This is a genomic window from Aminobacter niigataensis (genome assembly GCF_946995915.1).
Lineage (GTDB): Bacteria > Pseudomonadota > Alphaproteobacteria > Rhizobiales > Rhizobiaceae > Aminobacter > Aminobacter niigataensis.
Genome location: NZ_OX341517.1, coordinates 912,446 through 926,831, shown reverse-complemented (window position 1 = coordinate 926,831; position 14,386 = coordinate 912,446). Strand labels below are relative to the sequence as shown.

Sequence of the window (14,386 nt, the reverse complement as noted above, 5' to 3'; positions counted from 1 at the left end):
TACTGCGGTGATGAGATCGGCGGCGGTTCAAGCGCCGCTAGTCGCGCGCTCACCGCGTCGGCGCGCGCCATTCGAAGCGGCCGTTTCCTTCCTCGTCGGTCCACAGCGGGACCGCATGGCCGATGATCCGGTCGGTGGAGGTCAGGCCGAAATAGCGACCGTCGAGACTGTCGCGGACCTGCCAGTTCATGAGGAAGACTTCGCCGGTGTGGATGCGGCGGCAGCCCTGCCAGACGGGCAGATCGCGTCCGATGCGATCCCTCTCCAACGCCGCACCGATCTCGACGCCATCGACGGTGATAGTGAGGTTCGAGCGGCAAACGGTTTGCCCGGAGACGCCGAGGACGCGCTTGAGGAGCGGCACGCCTTTGGGCAGATAGCCGCGTGTCGCGAGGAAGGTCGCAAGCGGCTCCGGCGCATCGACGGCGACGAGATCGGTGGCTTCGAACGGCCCGTCGAAGTCGATCGTGTAGAAGCCGATCGGCGCGCTGGCTGATGCGTTCCACATGAGCTTGATTGGCATCGGCGTGAGTGCCGGGTAGCTGACGCCCATCGTGGCGAGCGCCGCCGCGAAGAAGAGTCCGGTGCGTGTCACGACCCCGCCCTCCGGCGTAGAAGGAAGGCGCGGTGCTGTTCTGGTGTATAGGCGCGGGGCTGCTGTCCGACCGCCATCTGGTTATGGACGTGCCGCCAGTGGTCCGGCGAAACGGTGTCCGCATCAATGCCGATGGCTTCAATGGCGTCGACATGGCGCAGCACGTCTTCGATCTTTGGCCAGCCCTCGATCTTGAGCAGAATTTCGCCGCCCGGCCGCACGAAGGGCAGCGTCTGGTGCGGCTCACCCGGTTCGACTGCGCGCACTATGTCGATGCGCGAGATGATGGTGCCGAAGTCGTTGCCTGCCCATCGCACGAAGGCAAAGACGGTGTTGGGCCGGAAGGAAACGACACGCCGGCGGCGGTCGAGGACCTGCTCGTGCGCCTCGTGGCCGAACCTGATCCAGTATTCGATCTTCTTTTCGATCCACGACAGTTCGACATCGGTCATGTCGTCGTGGGAGAGCGCTGACGGCATCGTGCCGCTGCGCTCGCGGAGGGGCGCGACGCTGGTCACGATGGGTCTCCTTGGGTCGGTGAGAATTCGCGCGCGAGGAGTTCGCGCAGCATGTCGGCGACGGTGACGCCGCGGCCGAAGGCGGTGATCTTGATCCGGCCGCGCAGCTCGGGCGTGACGTCGATGGTGAGTCTGGCGGTGAACCCTGTGGCGTCGGGTGCGCGCGGCGTGCTGTCAGCAGCCTTGATCCATTGATCGGCATCGGCCGGCCGCGAGGCGAAACCGCGACGGGGGGATCGATCGTTCATGGTGCGCTCCCGTCGAGACGAAGACGGAGGAGTTCGTCGGCGAGTGCCGCGATTTCGCGGGCGGCCGATGTCGCGTCGTCGAGTTCGAAGGCCAAGCGACCGGTCTGCGCCGCAGCGGCGAAGACGATGCGCTGGCCGATGGTGGCGGCAAGAAGCGGCGGGTCGTGATCGGCCAGGGTCTCGGCCGTCTCCCGCGCAAGGATGGTGCGCGCGCCGCAGCGATTGAGGACGAAGCGGGCGACAAGCTCGGGGCGGTAGATGCGCGCTTCCGAAAGCAGGGCCAGCATCTCGGCCGATGCCCAGCCATCGAGCGGCGACGGCTGCACGGGGATCAGCGCGAGATCGGCGGCGAGTAGTGCGGAGCGCATGAGCCCGGCGACGCGCGGTGGTCCGTCTATGACGACATGATCGACATCTCGGGCCAGTTGGGGCGCTTCACGATGGAGCGTGTCGCGCGCCAAGCCGATGACGCCGAAGAGGCGCGGCAGGCCTTCATGGTTGCGTTGCTCAGACCAGTCGAGCGCGGAAGCCTGCGGGTCCGCATCGATCAGGGTGACACGCAACCCGCGTCCGGCGAGTTCGCCGGCGAGGTTGAGCGCCAGCGTCGTCTTGCCGACGCCGCCTTTCTGATTGAGGAACGCCACGATCATCGCGCGCCTCCAGGCCGGTCACAGAGCGGAAGCCGATCGGTGGCGAGCGGCTCGCTTCCCTTCCGGCCTGCCTTGGCCGAGGGAGCGCCGAGAACGGGTGTCTTGCCGGTGGCGCGGAGGTTCTTCGCGGCAGTGCGAATGAGGTTTTCCACATCGCGCGCGCGTTCTTCAGAGTTAGATTCTTGGTTAGACTCTAAGTTAAGGGCGCGATTTTGACCGTTATTTCTATAGCTTAGGCCCGATTTGGGTTCCTGATAGCACGAGCCTCGGGTTCCCGATGGCACGATAGTCCGGGTTCCCGATAGCACGAGGCCATCCACAGGTTTTCCACAGGCCGCCAGCGGCTCGAAGGCGAGAAGCGTGCGACCGCCGATCTCCACCTCGAGTGACAGGACATAGCCGGGCAGCGGCTGACGCCGCACGATGTCGCGCAGCTCGAACGCGAAGCGTTTGAACGGGGACAGGCTGCCGGATTTGAGGTGGAGATGGCGCAGCTCGAAACGCCAGCCGTCGCGCTGGCGGCCACCATGCTTGCGCACGATGCGGTAGAGCCAGCGGTCGAGACCGCCGGTGAGATGGAAATAGGTCGGATCGATGGTGAGGATGAGCGCGTCGTCGAGAACGGCCTTGTAGAACCAGTCGGGGACGATCAGCTCAATGCCGTCTGGCCGCCCATATCGGTCGGTGCGTTCCTGCCATTCGTTGATCCACGAGAAGCGGTGTCGCCGGCCCTCGGCAGGCTGACGGATCGAGGTCGAGATTGTTGTCGATTGCAGGCGGTCCAAGGCGGCTTTGAGACGCTGATAATCGCGCATGGACGTGCCGCGTCCGACATAGGTGAGGATCTCGTATGGCGTCGCCGCCATCAGGCGCGACGTGCGCAGACCTGTATCGCGGGCTTCGACGATCTGGCTGGCGGCCCAGATCAGGATGTCGGCATCCCAGATCGTGGCCATGCCATGATCGGGAACTGCCTCGACGCGGATCGAGATGCCACCCGCAGCGAAGTCGATCGGCGCGATGCGGTGCGATTTGGAGAGGGAGAAGAAGGGATAGGCCATGAGATCCTGCGCATCTCGTGGCGCGAAGTCGCCAGGCAGCGCGCGAAACAGATCGAGCTGCCCACGCTCAGAAGGGTCGCGACGCTGCAGCACCATGAAAGGGACCGGCTGCGATCAGCGTGCGTACCGGCCGGCGCTCTGGCCGGTCGGTAGCGTGTGGCGCTTGGCCGGCAGGACGGAGCCGCGCGGATCTGAGGTCGAGGTGACAGCGCCGCGCGCTGCCCAGGTTTCGAGATCGTCGACCGAATAGACGACACGCCCGCCGAGTTTGCGATAGGCCGGGCCGGTGCCATAGGTGCGGTGCTTTTCGAGCGTGCGTGCGGACAGGCTGAGAAACTCGGCGGCTTCCTTTGTCCGCAGGTAGCGTGGCGGGATCGCGGCGATATCGGGTCGCATGGGGCGGGCCTCCGTGGGGTTGCTGGGGGCCGCTGGCGATCAGCGGCTGACAACGACCACGGTGGCGGAGAACTGTCGGCGGGAGGGATGGGGAACTTGGGGTGGCTAAATTTCCCACCCCCTGCGGTCCCGACGGTCAGGTGTCAGCGGCATGCATGTTGGTCGCCGGGATAGCTGCCACGGCCAGCGAAGGCCGGGCGTTGGAGACTCCGGCATTGTCAGTGGTCGCCGGAACGGCCAATGTACGCCCTTCAGGAGCAGCTCTGCTAATCCTGAAACCGGTCGTTTGCCGTGCAACTCTCTCGGCGGCAGAGCGCCACTTCTCGCCGTTTAATTGAATTTTTCGTGTGCTTGGAAGCGGGCATTCCCCGGGCGACCACAATTTGATGCCCCTGACCGGGGCTGGGGCATTCCTGCCGTTCCCTGGCTACGCCTAATACGGCAGGTTCTTGTCAAGAAGCCGACGCAAGACGTGTGTCTATCTGGTGCAGCAGAACGACAGAGAGGGGCCGGTATCTGAACCGTTCGAGAGCAAAGAACTTTCCCATCGACCCCGAGGCGCTGCGCAGCCGTCTAGGGCTGGCCCAGCGGGGGGACTCAACTTGCCGGTATAGCGTAGGGCATTATATTCAGGCGATCGCTGTAGCGGTTCAGCGCGTTCAGCTCGCAGATGCGAATCTGGGCGGACCAGCCGTAGACGTCGCTCCGCAGAAAGGCCATCTCCGGGTGGAAACCCGCTTCGTCGAGATCGATCCACCAAGCCTTGGGCCCACCATCACTGCCATCGGCCCAACGATAGCCGCGGCCCTTGAGCAAATCCTTCTTCTCGAATGGCGCGCCTTCGGCCCAGCACCGCCAGCTGCGCGAGTTGGTCGATGATAGCAGCACCTTCATCGCGCTTTCCGTCCCTCCCACCGGGACGCCGCGGCTCAATATCTCGATGCCTGCGTAGCAGTCGTTCACGGCGCGATGACTATCGTAGTAGAAGCCGTGTGCCTGACCGATCAGGCTGAGCCTAGCGCTCTCAAAACCATGCGTCGCCCAAGGGATCTCGGAGAAGGAGCAGGCCCACCGGTTGTTCGCCAGCTGTGGACAGAACCGCTCGACGAAGCGCCGATCGAACCCTGCGTTGTGCGCGACGATGAGGCTGTCCCCGGCGAACTGGGCGGCCGCAGCGAAGTCGATCGTCTTGCCCGCAACCATATCGGGCGTAATGCCGGTCAGCTGCGTCACCTCGGCGGGGATCGGCTTCTGTGGCTGGCGGAGGGCGGATCGTCCGATCTCGACCCCGGCTATGCGGCCCGAGTCCTCATACCAGAAGGGCACCATCGCGAGTTCGATGATCTCGTCCACCTTCGGATCCAATCCCGTGGTCTCGACATCCAGGAACACGGCCCGCTTCATGTGCGGCATCGGCACGAAGCCGCCGGCGGGCACCTGCAGCCGGCGAAGGACACGGTAGTCGCCGCTCGCCTCGAGCTGCGCGGCGAGCGCCTCCATCGTCGGATCGGTCAGCATGTTAGCTCCTCTGAATATGACATCGGTATCCAGCGTGAATGGTGGTCGAGTTTATTAAGGCTCGGGCGCGGTATTCCGGAAGGGCCCGCGTGCATCGGCGTCGATCGAAGCACTTGCTCAGGCCGGTGCGAAGTCCCCGGCCGAGGCCTTTCCGGCGATCCGGCCTCCCAAGGTTTCCGTCATCACGCGCTCGAATGCGGCAATCACCTTCGATGGCGTATCGGGGAGACGGTGCTCGAAAAGCAGCGCGTCGTGCATCGGAAGCATAATGGTGACGTCGTCCAGACTCTCCGCTTCCAAGAGCGCCTTCTTGAAGATGAGCGATCCCGTGCCCTGCACGACCTGGCTGACCGCGGAACGCCGCTCCTTAGCCGTGAGCGCTCCCGAGTTGCTCCGCGCGTAATGATTGCCCATTTCGGTGGCGATTCGTCCCGTGCGCTGGAATTCCGCGCAAACCTCCTTCTTCCACTCCTCGTATCGGGCGAAGACCCGGAAGGCGTCCTTCGCCTTGTCGCGCTCCGCTCCTAGCTCGACGGCGGCGTCCACCAGGGCCTTGCGGCTCATCCCGTAAGCGTATGACAGGAAGAGCTGTTTGGCGGCCTTCCGATTGCCGGTGAGTCCGAGATGGGTTCCCGCGAACAGCTCGTACATGTCGCCGGCTGCGTAGAGTGCGGCGAGCTGCTGATCGCCCGAGAGGGCCGCCATAATGCCCACTTCGAACTGATCGAAGTCCACGTAGCCCAGCTCCGCCCCTTCGCGAGCGCCGATGATGGAGCGGTATTTCTTGGAGATGCTCTGGAGTGGCGGGTTGCGCAGGAGTATGCGCGACGTCCGGGAACCGAATACGTCCACGATGGGGCGCGTGCACCCGCCAGCAAGGGTTAAGGAGGAGAGCACGCGCCTGGCGGCGTCGAACTCCTCGAGGGCGAGGGTGTCGCCTCCGAAATCGTCAGGGTGCGGCACGAACTCTAGGACGTATCTCGTTGAAACGCCCTCGAACGCGAACCCCGAGGCGTGAAGTTTCCGCTCGATCGATGCCCGCGACGGAGTCTCGAGCGGCATGTCGTGCTTGGCTGAATAGTTCTTCAGGCAGTAGAAGTAGTCGTGCTCCGCCTCGCGGCGCTTGGCCGACAGATCCGCCGCTTCGATCATTATCCCCGCAGACATCGCCTTCTGGAGCAGACGGTAGACGGGCATTTCAACGCTGAAGAAACGCTCCATCTCGCCCTTCGCGGCGGCCTGCGCGCAGAGTGCCAGGTAGAGTTTCGCGATCGCTCCCGCCGCCTTCGTCGCGATCTCGGCGTCGAACGGGATACCCCGATTGAACATGCGTTTGTATGCCGAGCAGACCTCCTCGGATGCTCCGTAGGGGCCGAGATGGGCGCTTATGTCGATCTTCTCGCGATTGCGCCGGTCGTCGGGATTGCCCCCGATCGAGATCCGCAATTCGTCGATGTCCAGCACGACTGCTGGAAGGTCGCCAGTCTTGTCGTAAAGCAGGTCGCGGATCATCCAGAAGTCGTGGCAGACGACCGGACCGGGGTAGGCGACGATCTCGGCCGGGTTCGTCTCCTCGAGCCGATCATGGACGAACCAGTAGAAGCAGTCGGCACCTCTGCCGGTGAAGTCCTTGATGAAGATGAGCAGCTTGGATCCGAGATCAATCATATTCGCTGATCTCGTCCACGAGGTTCAGGATGTCCGGCCGCTCGCGAACAGCGAAGGGCAAGCCCTCCTCGTTGTCGTAACGGCCCGCCCGGTCCTTGGTCGCCTTCAGTCCGGTCGGCACCTTTCCATAGAGCGGACGCAGCTTGTCGTCGTCTAGCACCGCGGACGAAATGAGCAGATACCGGGCATTCTGATAGGGAAGGCCTTCAAAGCTGCCTATGCTTCTCTCGATCAGGCCCTTCTCGCCGACACATCGCAGCCAGATGAGGATGGCTGCCGCCTGTCCTGACTTCATGTCCTCCTGGAGTTTGCGGTCGGCAAGAGCGACGAGGCCGTCGGACCGGTGCTTACGCATGGCGAGGAGCAGCCAGATGTTGTAGTTCTGCCACTCGTGGATGGCACCGTCTTCGGCCAGCAGGAACGCCTCCAGTGCGGACAGGCACCTCCCGTCGCGATCCAGGATGGATATAAGCCGGCAGTATTGATCCGTCGTCACGGCATGCTCCGAGAGTGACGCCGAGAGGGTATCGAGGAGCGAGGTTGAGAGGGCGTCGCTCACGTCGAACAGGCCAGATTCCACGATCTGGGCGACACGGTTGACCGCGAACCTGAAAGAGCGCGTCTGCGTCTCCCCGGCTTCGATGCACTTGGTCAGGATCTCGAAGATGTAGGTTACGGACCGCGTGACGATCCTCCGGCTCCGCGACTGCCACATCTGATTGATCGCGGTCGTCGTGCTGTCCTGCGACGGGAAGAATTCGGCCAGATCCTTCTGCGGCGTCTCGGGGGAAAGGATCGCCGTCTTGTTGGCGTTGATGTTCAGCCCCACCGTCCGGAGGAGGCGGATGAGGTCCTGCAGGGCGCGTCGGGCGTGGACTTCGCTGTCGGCGATGACCCGGATGTCGTCGACGTAGCGGTAATAGTCATACCCCTTACCCGCCATCGCTTTATCGACGCGAGACAGGAGCATGTTGGAGAGGAACGATGACGCGTCCCGATTCTGCGGCAGACCATGGCTTCCGCTGAACGTCCACCGTGCGAGAAGCCGGTCGAGGGTGGCGATCGCATTCCTGATCTGCAGCTTCTCCGGTCCGGTCGCCTCGATTTCCGGAATGACTTTCTCGAGCCCTGCGACGATCTGCTCGCGGGCGATATTCTCAAAAAAGTTGCTGAGGTCGGTGACTAACAGGAACTTGCCGGAGCGGACGAACGTCAGTGTGACGCCTTCGAACGTGAACCAGCGGTTGATCTTGTTCTTGAAGAGATACTTTTTATTCTGGGGATCGGGCTCGTGTCGGTAGCTGAGGACGCGATGACCGAGCAGCTTGTCGTAGTAGGGTATCAGGAAGCTGCAGATCGACTGGTAGACGAACCGGTCGAAGAAGTCGGTCTCCAGTCCATAGCGTTCGCCGAAGCCCTTCTTGGGGATGTTGCGAACGACACTACGGGTTCCAGCGTATACGCCGTTCCACTCTTGGAGCATTGCTATGATGATCCCCTTCGCCTCCTCGGGGTCATTGAACAGATCGTTGTATTGCAGGCAGTCGAAATACCAGTCGTCGCGCATGTCCTGGCGAAGATGCCTGAGAACCAGGTCGAATTGGATCGGGAAGCCAAGTGCCTGACCGTTCTCCCAGAATGCGGGGGTCAACAAGTAGTCCTTCTCCACCTTATTATCAGTCGACACTCCCGAATCGCTCCCGACGGCCCATGGACAGCTTGCATTTGACCGCTTCATACTATCGGCTGATCCCTTCGCCGCCAGAGGCGATATCTCTCGCCTTCCCAACGACCACTTCTAGGGCGTCTTGCTGACAGTCCGCTTAGATAGGCGTATTGGCAGGTTCTGCCAGAAGCGGACGTCCTCGCTGGCTGATCTCAACGACCGGCTTTCGCGCCCCCGCTCCAGAAGGCGCCTGACGGATATCCACTCACAATTCGCCTTTTGACGCCCTTCCAGAGATGCCGAAACCAGTCATCCTGCCGCTGAGGATTTGCAACATGCATGTACCGACAGTCAGATGCGGCGGCGATGCCGGAGCAGCCGCAGATAGCCGCCGTCGATCAGAGCCAATCCGGTTTCGACGAAGGCGATAACAGAATCACGCAGCGACGATGTCTTCCAAGGTTCGCTATCGACGCGCGACGCGCCGTAGATCGCAATGGCGATCTCGCGATAGGTGGCGCCGTTCAAACGACCATCGGCGGCGCGCAGCCTCAAACGAAAGCGGCGACGCTGATCGACGCTCATACGCGTGTCACGCAACGACGGACGTTTGAGCCAGGCACGCGAAAACCGTGCGATCGCGTCGATGCGATCAAGGAGATCGTCATCAATTGGAATGACTGCTGCGATTTGATCGTTGGCGGATGTGCCGGGAAGAAAAAGGACATGGATGCCGCAATCGGGAAGATTGGCGTACGATCCTTCTGGACTGTCACGCTCCGCGGCGTACCTGTCCGCGAGCGCGGTCGGGGCGGCGGGCAGAAAGCCTGGCCGGCGCGTCAGGAGGACGATGGCTGGGTCGACTGACGGCGACCACACCACCTGCTGCTCCGCTGCGGAAAGACCTGGCCTTGCCGCGAAATCGTAACCCCCAATGCTGCTGCACTTCGCGAGGCAGCGGCAAGGTTTCGGCGCTGGCATCGACCAGGCTGGCGTATTGTTTCTGATAGGGAATGTGTCTGCGAAGGCATTCCCACGCGAGGCCTTCGATCGGCAGTGTATCGAAGAAATCGTAGCAGCGGTCGTTTCGCCAGTCTGATGTATAGGGCCTCATCGCATCAACTCCCCGCATGGTCCGCGTAAGTCGGGCGCATATTTTTTGCTGCACCGAGGGGTATTGGAAGCTTGAGGGATGGCATCGCGTGATGTCGAAAGGGCATCACGCGGTTTGCGAACCTATCCGCCGTCGGCCTGACGAAGAAGGTGTCGATAACCGGTGTGCGTCATCCAGTGGGCGCGTGTCAGATGGCTGTCATGGAGGCGTCGGCAGCGTTCCGGCTCGCGAGCGGGATCGAGGCCGAACAGCACTTGTACAGCTTCCTCCCAATGGGCGCCGTCAGCGGCCGCATCCAGCAAACGCATGTAGAGTTTGGCATGCGATTTGTCGTAGTCGGTGAGTTCCTGCCCGGACGGCGCGATTTCCTCGAACGGTTCGATCATGGTGAAGACTCGGTGGATACACGACGTCTGTCACTTAACCATGTTTGGTCCGAAGCGGAGGCACTTTGAGCGTCAGCAGGCTTTGCTGTCCACAGGTCAGCGTTAACCAGTAGATCTGTTTGGCCTGTTTCCGCGATCATCGACCAGCAGCACTCCTTGCCCTCGGTCGGTCGACAGGAAAACGATGCCAGCGGCTTCCAACGCCCTGCGTGCTTGATCGCGTGTCGTCTCGTACACATCGAGCCCGCTTTCGGATTCGAGGCGTTTGAGTGCTGTCAGCGATAGGCGGGCCTTGTCAGCGAGCGTCTCCTGCGTCCAACCCAGTAGCGCGCGTGCGGCCCGGGATTGTCGGGCGGTGATCATGCATGATCACCTCCCACCGCAACCGACGCGAGTTCCAGAACTACGGCTATTTTAGTCGTCCTTGCCCCTTTCCGCCAGCCTAAAGACCTTGCTGGAGGTCTGTGTCACGCCAGTTCGAACAAGCTGATTCGCCGGATCGATCTGAAGTTGTTGGTGAGCCCAAGATTCGGCTGGTCGATTTCGTAGTAAAACCGGGTAGTGCGCCTTCGGTCGTGTCGGGACTATGGGGGCAGGCACCAATACCTGGGAAGGCGGCCCCGGCCGTCCGGCCGGGGCCTTGTTTCGCCGCCTCAGTCGCCGCGGCGACCGTTGGGGCGAGACCAGATCAGCGAGTAACCCTCGCCGTCTTCGTCATCGAAGAGGTTGGCGTAGATCGGAGCGGTGAAGCTCGGATCGTCGAGCTTGAGGCCCAGATAGTCGCGGCCCTCGTTGGAGCGCTTGGACCAGGCGGCGCCGATTTCGGCGCGGCCAACCAGGATCCGATGGCTGGGGGCGTTCTCGCCGCTGGCACGCAGTTCGGGGACGATGCGGACGCCCTTGGACTGGAGGTTGAGGGTGACGATTTCGCCGGTGAACTCGTTCGAGCCGGTCTTCTTGAAGGTGCCGATGGTCGCCATGATAAGTCTCCGTTTTCCGTTCCGAGTCCGCACCATTGCGGCCTCGATGGCGATCGACCGGCCGGAGGCGAGCGCCGACACATCGCTTGCGACCGCAGCGCAGCGGAGGATGGCGCAGGCGCGGCTTTGTTGTCTCGCGAGGAATTGCGGCTCTGCCGTCAGGGGAAGAAAGTCGAGACCAGCCGTTGTGGCATAGGCGCTCGAGGCGAAGCCGTCCTTCGGTCAGATCAGGCCATTGAAGAGGCCGTTTTGGAGCGGGCACTGGGAGGATGGATGACGGAGGCAGTGGCGACCATCATACCTGGCACAGAGACCTGACCGGCAATCACAGGCGGACGACGCCCTTAACCAGGCCAAGGTGCTCATTTCCCTGTCCCGCCAGCCTTGACGGGATGCCTCGGCACCGGGAATCTCTCGGCCGCAACTCAGTTGCCGTCCCCCACGCGCTCCAACTTGCCGAGACCAGAGGGCACAACCGGTACTCCATATCTCCGCTCCCTACCGGGGCAATCCGATGATGCGGACGGCGATGCAATTTGCTCTCTCGTCCGCTGAACGGATGATGCGGGGTTAGGCCTGGGACATTTGCCCGGCCGATGGGCCGGGTGCCGCCATTCTGGTGAGGCGCGCGAAAGCGGCGATGCCGACTGCGACGGCTCCGATGACCGAAAATGCGAGCTGCCATGTCTCCGACGGCATGGTGTGTTTCACGATGCCGTGGGTGGCATGGAAACCTGCGACCACGGCCGGGGCTACGAACGCGGCAGCGACGAGCAGACGCGCCCAGGTCGGGCGCACCGTGGCGAGCAGGATCTGGCCGAGGCCGAAAGTCAAACCGGCGGCGACCAAACCGACCAGGATAGCGCCGAGCCATCCCGCGCCGGTGCCATAGGCCCACATGCCAACGGTCACGCCCGCGAAGAATGGGAGCGCGAACACCGCAAGCGTGAAGAGGAGCCAGCAGAGGAAGCCGATGGCGGCGATGCTGAGCAGAATGCTGATGAAGATCATGGTGGTGTCTCCGAACAATGTCAGACGGATGCGCCTCCACCACCACCATGGCGCGACAGCGAGATTAACAGAAATCGTGTCGCCGTGGGAGCGAAGCGCGCAGCGTCCGCCGTGTGTGCGACCCTGTTCGCCTCACGAGGCGAATGGGTCGATTTCGCTGACGATGGCGGCTTCGTCGCCATCGTATTCGGCCGCTGGTGTGACTGAGAGCGTGCCGTCGCCGGCGCGGAAGATGACGATGGCGGCCATCAGGGTGGTGGCGAGGCTGAAGGCGAAGGCGTGAGCGGTTTGGAAGGACATCGACCTGGCTCCTGCTTGAGCGGAGGTCCATCCCCCGCTGACAGGCGCCCGAAGAGTCCGGCCGACGGCCGCAATCACCGCGTGAGGCGAAGCCGCAGCGGCGGCACGCGCATGCGTAGTCCGACCCTTTACGGGTTGATGGCGTCAGGCCATCGGCTGGACCCAAGGATCAGCGTCTTGAAGCGGGGGTGGTCGTCCGGTCAGGAGACCGTGTTGTCTGTTTGCCGCGAGGTCCGTTTCTGCCGGTTTGCCCGGCCCAACCCGCGTTGCCTGTGGCAGGTCGTCAGCGCTCGGCTCTCCATGGGTCGATGACCTCAACGCCGGCGGCATCGAATGCGCTGGTGTCGCGCGTGGCGACGGCAAAGCCCTTGGAGGCCGCGATCGCTGCGATGTAGCCGTCGGGTGTCGGAAATCCCTTCCCAGCCGCGCGAGCTTTGACGGCAAGCTCGGCATACTGTCGTGCAGCACCGACGTCGAACGGCAGGACGCGATCCGCGAACAGCTCCATTACGCCGTCCAGAGCGTCGGCGAGCTTTTCCTTGCGCTTGCCGTCAGGAAGCGCGCCGATCCCGAACATCAACTCCGCGATCGTGACGCTGGAGAGAAAGAGCGTTTCCGCCGCCTGCTCGTCGAGCCAAACGCGCACGGTATCGTCGGGCGCGGGCTTCATCGCCTCCGACACGACATTGGTGTCGAGGAGGATCATTCGAAGCTCATCGGCTTGGCGGGCGTCCTGTCGCGCGCATGATCGAGCGCATCGACGTCCTCATTGGTCAGGCCGAGGCGGCGACTGCGTTCCGCGAGAGCGCTGCCGAGCCGGAGGCGCGTATCGGGGCGGACAGCCGTCTCGAGGATGTCGCGCATTTCGGCCTCTGCGCTGCGGCCGTGCTGCGCTGCCCGCACCTTGAGGGCGCGGTGCGTCGCGTCAGGCAGGTTCCGGATCGTGACTGCGGGCATGATAGCGTCTCCATCGGAATTGATAGCGGTGATAGCAACATAGAGAAATTGCCATCATTTTTCAAGTTGGCGGGTTTAGGCGGCGCTTATGCGCCGCCTGAGCCGAACCGATAGACCGGGATACCCATCTTGCGGGCTTTGTCGGCCAGATTGTCCTGAATGCCCGTGCCGGGAAAGATCACGACGCCGATCGGCACGACGTTCAGCATCAAGTCGTTGCGCTTGAAAGGCGCGGCCTTGGCGTGCTTCGTCCAGTCGGGCTTGAAGGCGACCTGGGGCACCTTGCGACTGTCGGCCCAACGGGACGCGATCATTTCGGAGCCTTTCGGCGAGCCGCCGTGCAGCAGCACCATGTCCGGATGCTTGGCGTGAATCTGATCGAGCTTGGCCCAGATATGCTTGTGGTCGGCGGTGTCTCCGCCCGAAAAGGCGATCTTCGGCCCGGCGGGCACGAGCACCTCGGTATCCGCGCGCCGCTTGGCTGCGAGGAAATCCCGACTGTCGATGAGCGCCGCGGTGAGGTGGCGATGGTTGACCCGTGATCCGACTCGCTGTGACCAGGGTGAGCCGGTGGCGATGCGGTAGCGTTCGGCGGCGGCTTCGCGGAAGGTTTCCATGCCGTCGCGCCGGTCGATCAGGTTCATGCCGATGTCGAGCAGGCGCTCGAGCTGGAGGGACTTCACCTCCGAGCCATCCTGTTCGCGCTGAAGCTGCTTCTGTGCCTGTTCGTTGTCGTCGAGATTCCGTTCGATCCGGTCCACGGCGCGGTGGAACATATTGACGGTCGACCAGAGGAGATCGGGGAGGTCATAATCAAGGCTGGTGTCGGTGATCGTGCCGACCAGGGCGTCGAAGATGTCGGCGACGGAGCCTTCGATGATGCGGTCTTCCGGTGGCGGGCGCTGATCGAGTTCGTCTTCGGAGGGGCGGTAGCCGTGAAGCTGCAATTCCTGGATCAGGTGGTCGGTTGGGGATGATTCATGGTGCGGCTCGTAGTCGTCATGCTCGCTCATGGGATGCTCCATCGGTTGGACCGCGACCGTCGCGGCCTTCATGGCGACGAAGCTGTCGGACGGGACGGACCTGCACCCCGAGCGTAGCGAGATGGCCGAAGCGCCAGCGGAGGATGGCGAAGGCCGGCGATTTTGTTTCGCGATGGAAAGGCGCGGCACGCGCCGCCGGAAAATCGTCGGCCGTAGCCATTGCCGATCCGGCCCGGCTGACGGCCGATCGCCCTCTCGAAGGCCGAGGCGCGGTCCTCTTTCGATGGTGTGCGCATCCTTGCGGGCATGGCGACTGCGCGCAGCCCTTCAGTCCT

At 63.1% G+C, this 14,386-nt stretch carries 19 protein-coding genes; all 19 read right to left on the bottom strand.

The features are described from left to right. Window positions 1-49: 49 nt before the first annotated feature. The 19 genes from O1Y97_RS04390 to O1Y97_RS04300 all read right to left on the bottom strand — a co-directional run bounded on the left by O1Y97_RS04390 (window position 50) and on the right by O1Y97_RS04300 (window position 14,081). Entirely contained in the window at window positions 50-595 is a 546-nt protein-coding gene (locus O1Y97_RS04390) for a S26 family signal peptidase (RefSeq protein ID WP_318763224.1), read from the bottom strand. Further along, the gene (locus tag O1Y97_RS04385) at window positions 592-1,074 is read right to left on the bottom strand and encodes a DUF2840 domain-containing protein (RefSeq protein ID WP_318764145.1); all 483 of its coding nucleotides are present in this window, start codon (window positions 1,072-1,074) and stop codon (window positions 592-594) included. The genes O1Y97_RS04390 and O1Y97_RS04385 overlap by 4 nt, the downstream gene beginning before the upstream one ends. Window positions 1,075-1,109: 35 nt before the next feature. Then, window positions 1,110-1,361 (bottom strand): hypothetical protein, encoded by a 252-nt coding sequence (locus O1Y97_RS04380; RefSeq protein ID WP_318763223.1) that lies wholly within the window; start codon window positions 1,359-1,361, stop codon window positions 1,110-1,112. Further along, window positions 1,358-2,011 carry a ParA family partition ATPase gene (gene parA, locus O1Y97_RS04375; RefSeq protein ID WP_318763222.1) on the bottom strand — a complete coding sequence of 218 codons (654 nt, stop codon included), beginning with the start codon at window positions 2,009-2,011 and terminating at the stop codon, window positions 1,358-1,360. Before parA ends, O1Y97_RS04380 begins: the two co-directional genes overlap by 4 nt. Beyond that, the gene (locus O1Y97_RS04370; protein ID WP_318763221.1) at window positions 2,008-3,168 is read right to left on the bottom strand and encodes a replication initiator protein A; all 1,161 of its coding nucleotides are present in this window, start codon (window positions 3,166-3,168) and stop codon (window positions 2,008-2,010) included. The genes parA and O1Y97_RS04370 overlap by 4 nt, the downstream gene beginning before the upstream one ends. Before the next feature lie 18 nt (window positions 3,169-3,186). Further along, window positions 3,187-3,468, bottom strand: a complete 282-nt coding sequence (locus O1Y97_RS04365; RefSeq protein ID WP_318763220.1) for a helix-turn-helix transcriptional regulator — start codon at window positions 3,466-3,468, stop codon at window positions 3,187-3,189. Between the two features lie 597 nt (window positions 3,469-4,065). Beyond that, window positions 4,066-4,986, bottom strand: a complete 921-nt coding sequence (locus O1Y97_RS04360; protein ID WP_318763219.1) for a 3'-5' exonuclease — start codon at window positions 4,984-4,986, stop codon at window positions 4,066-4,068. Window positions 4,987-5,103: 117 nt separating this feature from the next. After that, window positions 5,104-6,654: a DNA polymerase gene (locus O1Y97_RS04355; protein WP_318763218.1), complete on the bottom strand. Its 1,551-nt coding sequence runs from the start codon at window positions 6,652-6,654 to the stop codon at window positions 5,104-5,106. Further along, window positions 6,647-8,323: an RNA-directed DNA polymerase gene (locus O1Y97_RS04350; RefSeq protein WP_318763217.1), complete on the bottom strand. Its 1,677-nt coding sequence runs from the start codon at window positions 8,321-8,323 to the stop codon at window positions 6,647-6,649. The genes O1Y97_RS04355 and O1Y97_RS04350 overlap by 8 nt, the downstream gene beginning before the upstream one ends. A gap of 348 nt (window positions 8,324-8,671) precedes the next feature. Continuing rightward, complete coding sequence (locus tag O1Y97_RS04345) at window positions 8,672-9,202, bottom strand: DUF2285 domain-containing protein (protein WP_318763216.1); 531 nt, start codon at window positions 9,200-9,202, stop codon at window positions 8,672-8,674. Continuing rightward, window positions 9,093-9,434, bottom strand: a complete 342-nt coding sequence (locus O1Y97_RS04340) for a transcriptional regulator domain-containing protein (RefSeq protein WP_318763215.1) — start codon at window positions 9,432-9,434, stop codon at window positions 9,093-9,095. The genes O1Y97_RS04345 and O1Y97_RS04340 overlap by 110 nt, the downstream gene beginning before the upstream one ends. A 122-nt stretch (window positions 9,435-9,556) precedes the next feature. Further along, window positions 9,557-9,820 (bottom strand): DNA -binding domain-containing protein, encoded by a 264-nt coding sequence (locus O1Y97_RS04335; RefSeq protein ID WP_318763214.1) that lies wholly within the window; start codon window positions 9,818-9,820, stop codon window positions 9,557-9,559. Window positions 9,821-9,922: 102 nt separating this feature from the next. Next, the gene (locus O1Y97_RS04330) at window positions 9,923-10,183 is read right to left on the bottom strand and encodes a helix-turn-helix domain-containing protein (RefSeq protein ID WP_120216231.1); all 261 of its coding nucleotides are present in this window, start codon (window positions 10,181-10,183) and stop codon (window positions 9,923-9,925) included. Between the two features lie 290 nt (window positions 10,184-10,473). Further along, window positions 10,474-10,800: a DUF736 domain-containing protein gene (locus O1Y97_RS04325; RefSeq protein ID WP_318763213.1), complete on the bottom strand. Its 327-nt coding sequence runs from the start codon at window positions 10,798-10,800 to the stop codon at window positions 10,474-10,476. Between the two features lie 570 nt (window positions 10,801-11,370). Continuing rightward, window positions 11,371-11,811 carry a hypothetical protein gene (locus O1Y97_RS04320; protein WP_318763212.1) on the bottom strand — a complete coding sequence of 147 codons (441 nt, stop codon included), beginning with the start codon at window positions 11,809-11,811 and terminating at the stop codon, window positions 11,371-11,373. 132 nt (window positions 11,812-11,943) lie between these two features. Next, window positions 11,944-12,111, bottom strand: a complete 168-nt coding sequence (locus O1Y97_RS04315; protein ID WP_181180917.1) for a hypothetical protein — start codon at window positions 12,109-12,111, stop codon at window positions 11,944-11,946. A gap of 283 nt (window positions 12,112-12,394) precedes the next feature. Next, on the bottom strand, window positions 12,395-12,817 hold the full coding sequence (locus O1Y97_RS04310) for a type II toxin-antitoxin system VapC family toxin (RefSeq protein ID WP_318763211.1): 423 nt from the start codon (window positions 12,815-12,817) through the stop codon (window positions 12,395-12,397). After that, window positions 12,814-13,068: a FitA-like ribbon-helix-helix domain-containing protein gene (locus O1Y97_RS04305; protein ID WP_318763210.1), complete on the bottom strand. Its 255-nt coding sequence runs from the start codon at window positions 13,066-13,068 to the stop codon at window positions 12,814-12,816. Before O1Y97_RS04305 ends, O1Y97_RS04310 begins: the two co-directional genes overlap by 4 nt. 86 nt (window positions 13,069-13,154) lie before the next feature. After that, window positions 13,155-14,081, bottom strand: a complete 927-nt coding sequence (locus O1Y97_RS04300; protein WP_318763209.1) for a DUF2493 domain-containing protein — start codon at window positions 14,079-14,081, stop codon at window positions 13,155-13,157. Window positions 14,082-14,386: the final 305 nt, after the last annotated feature.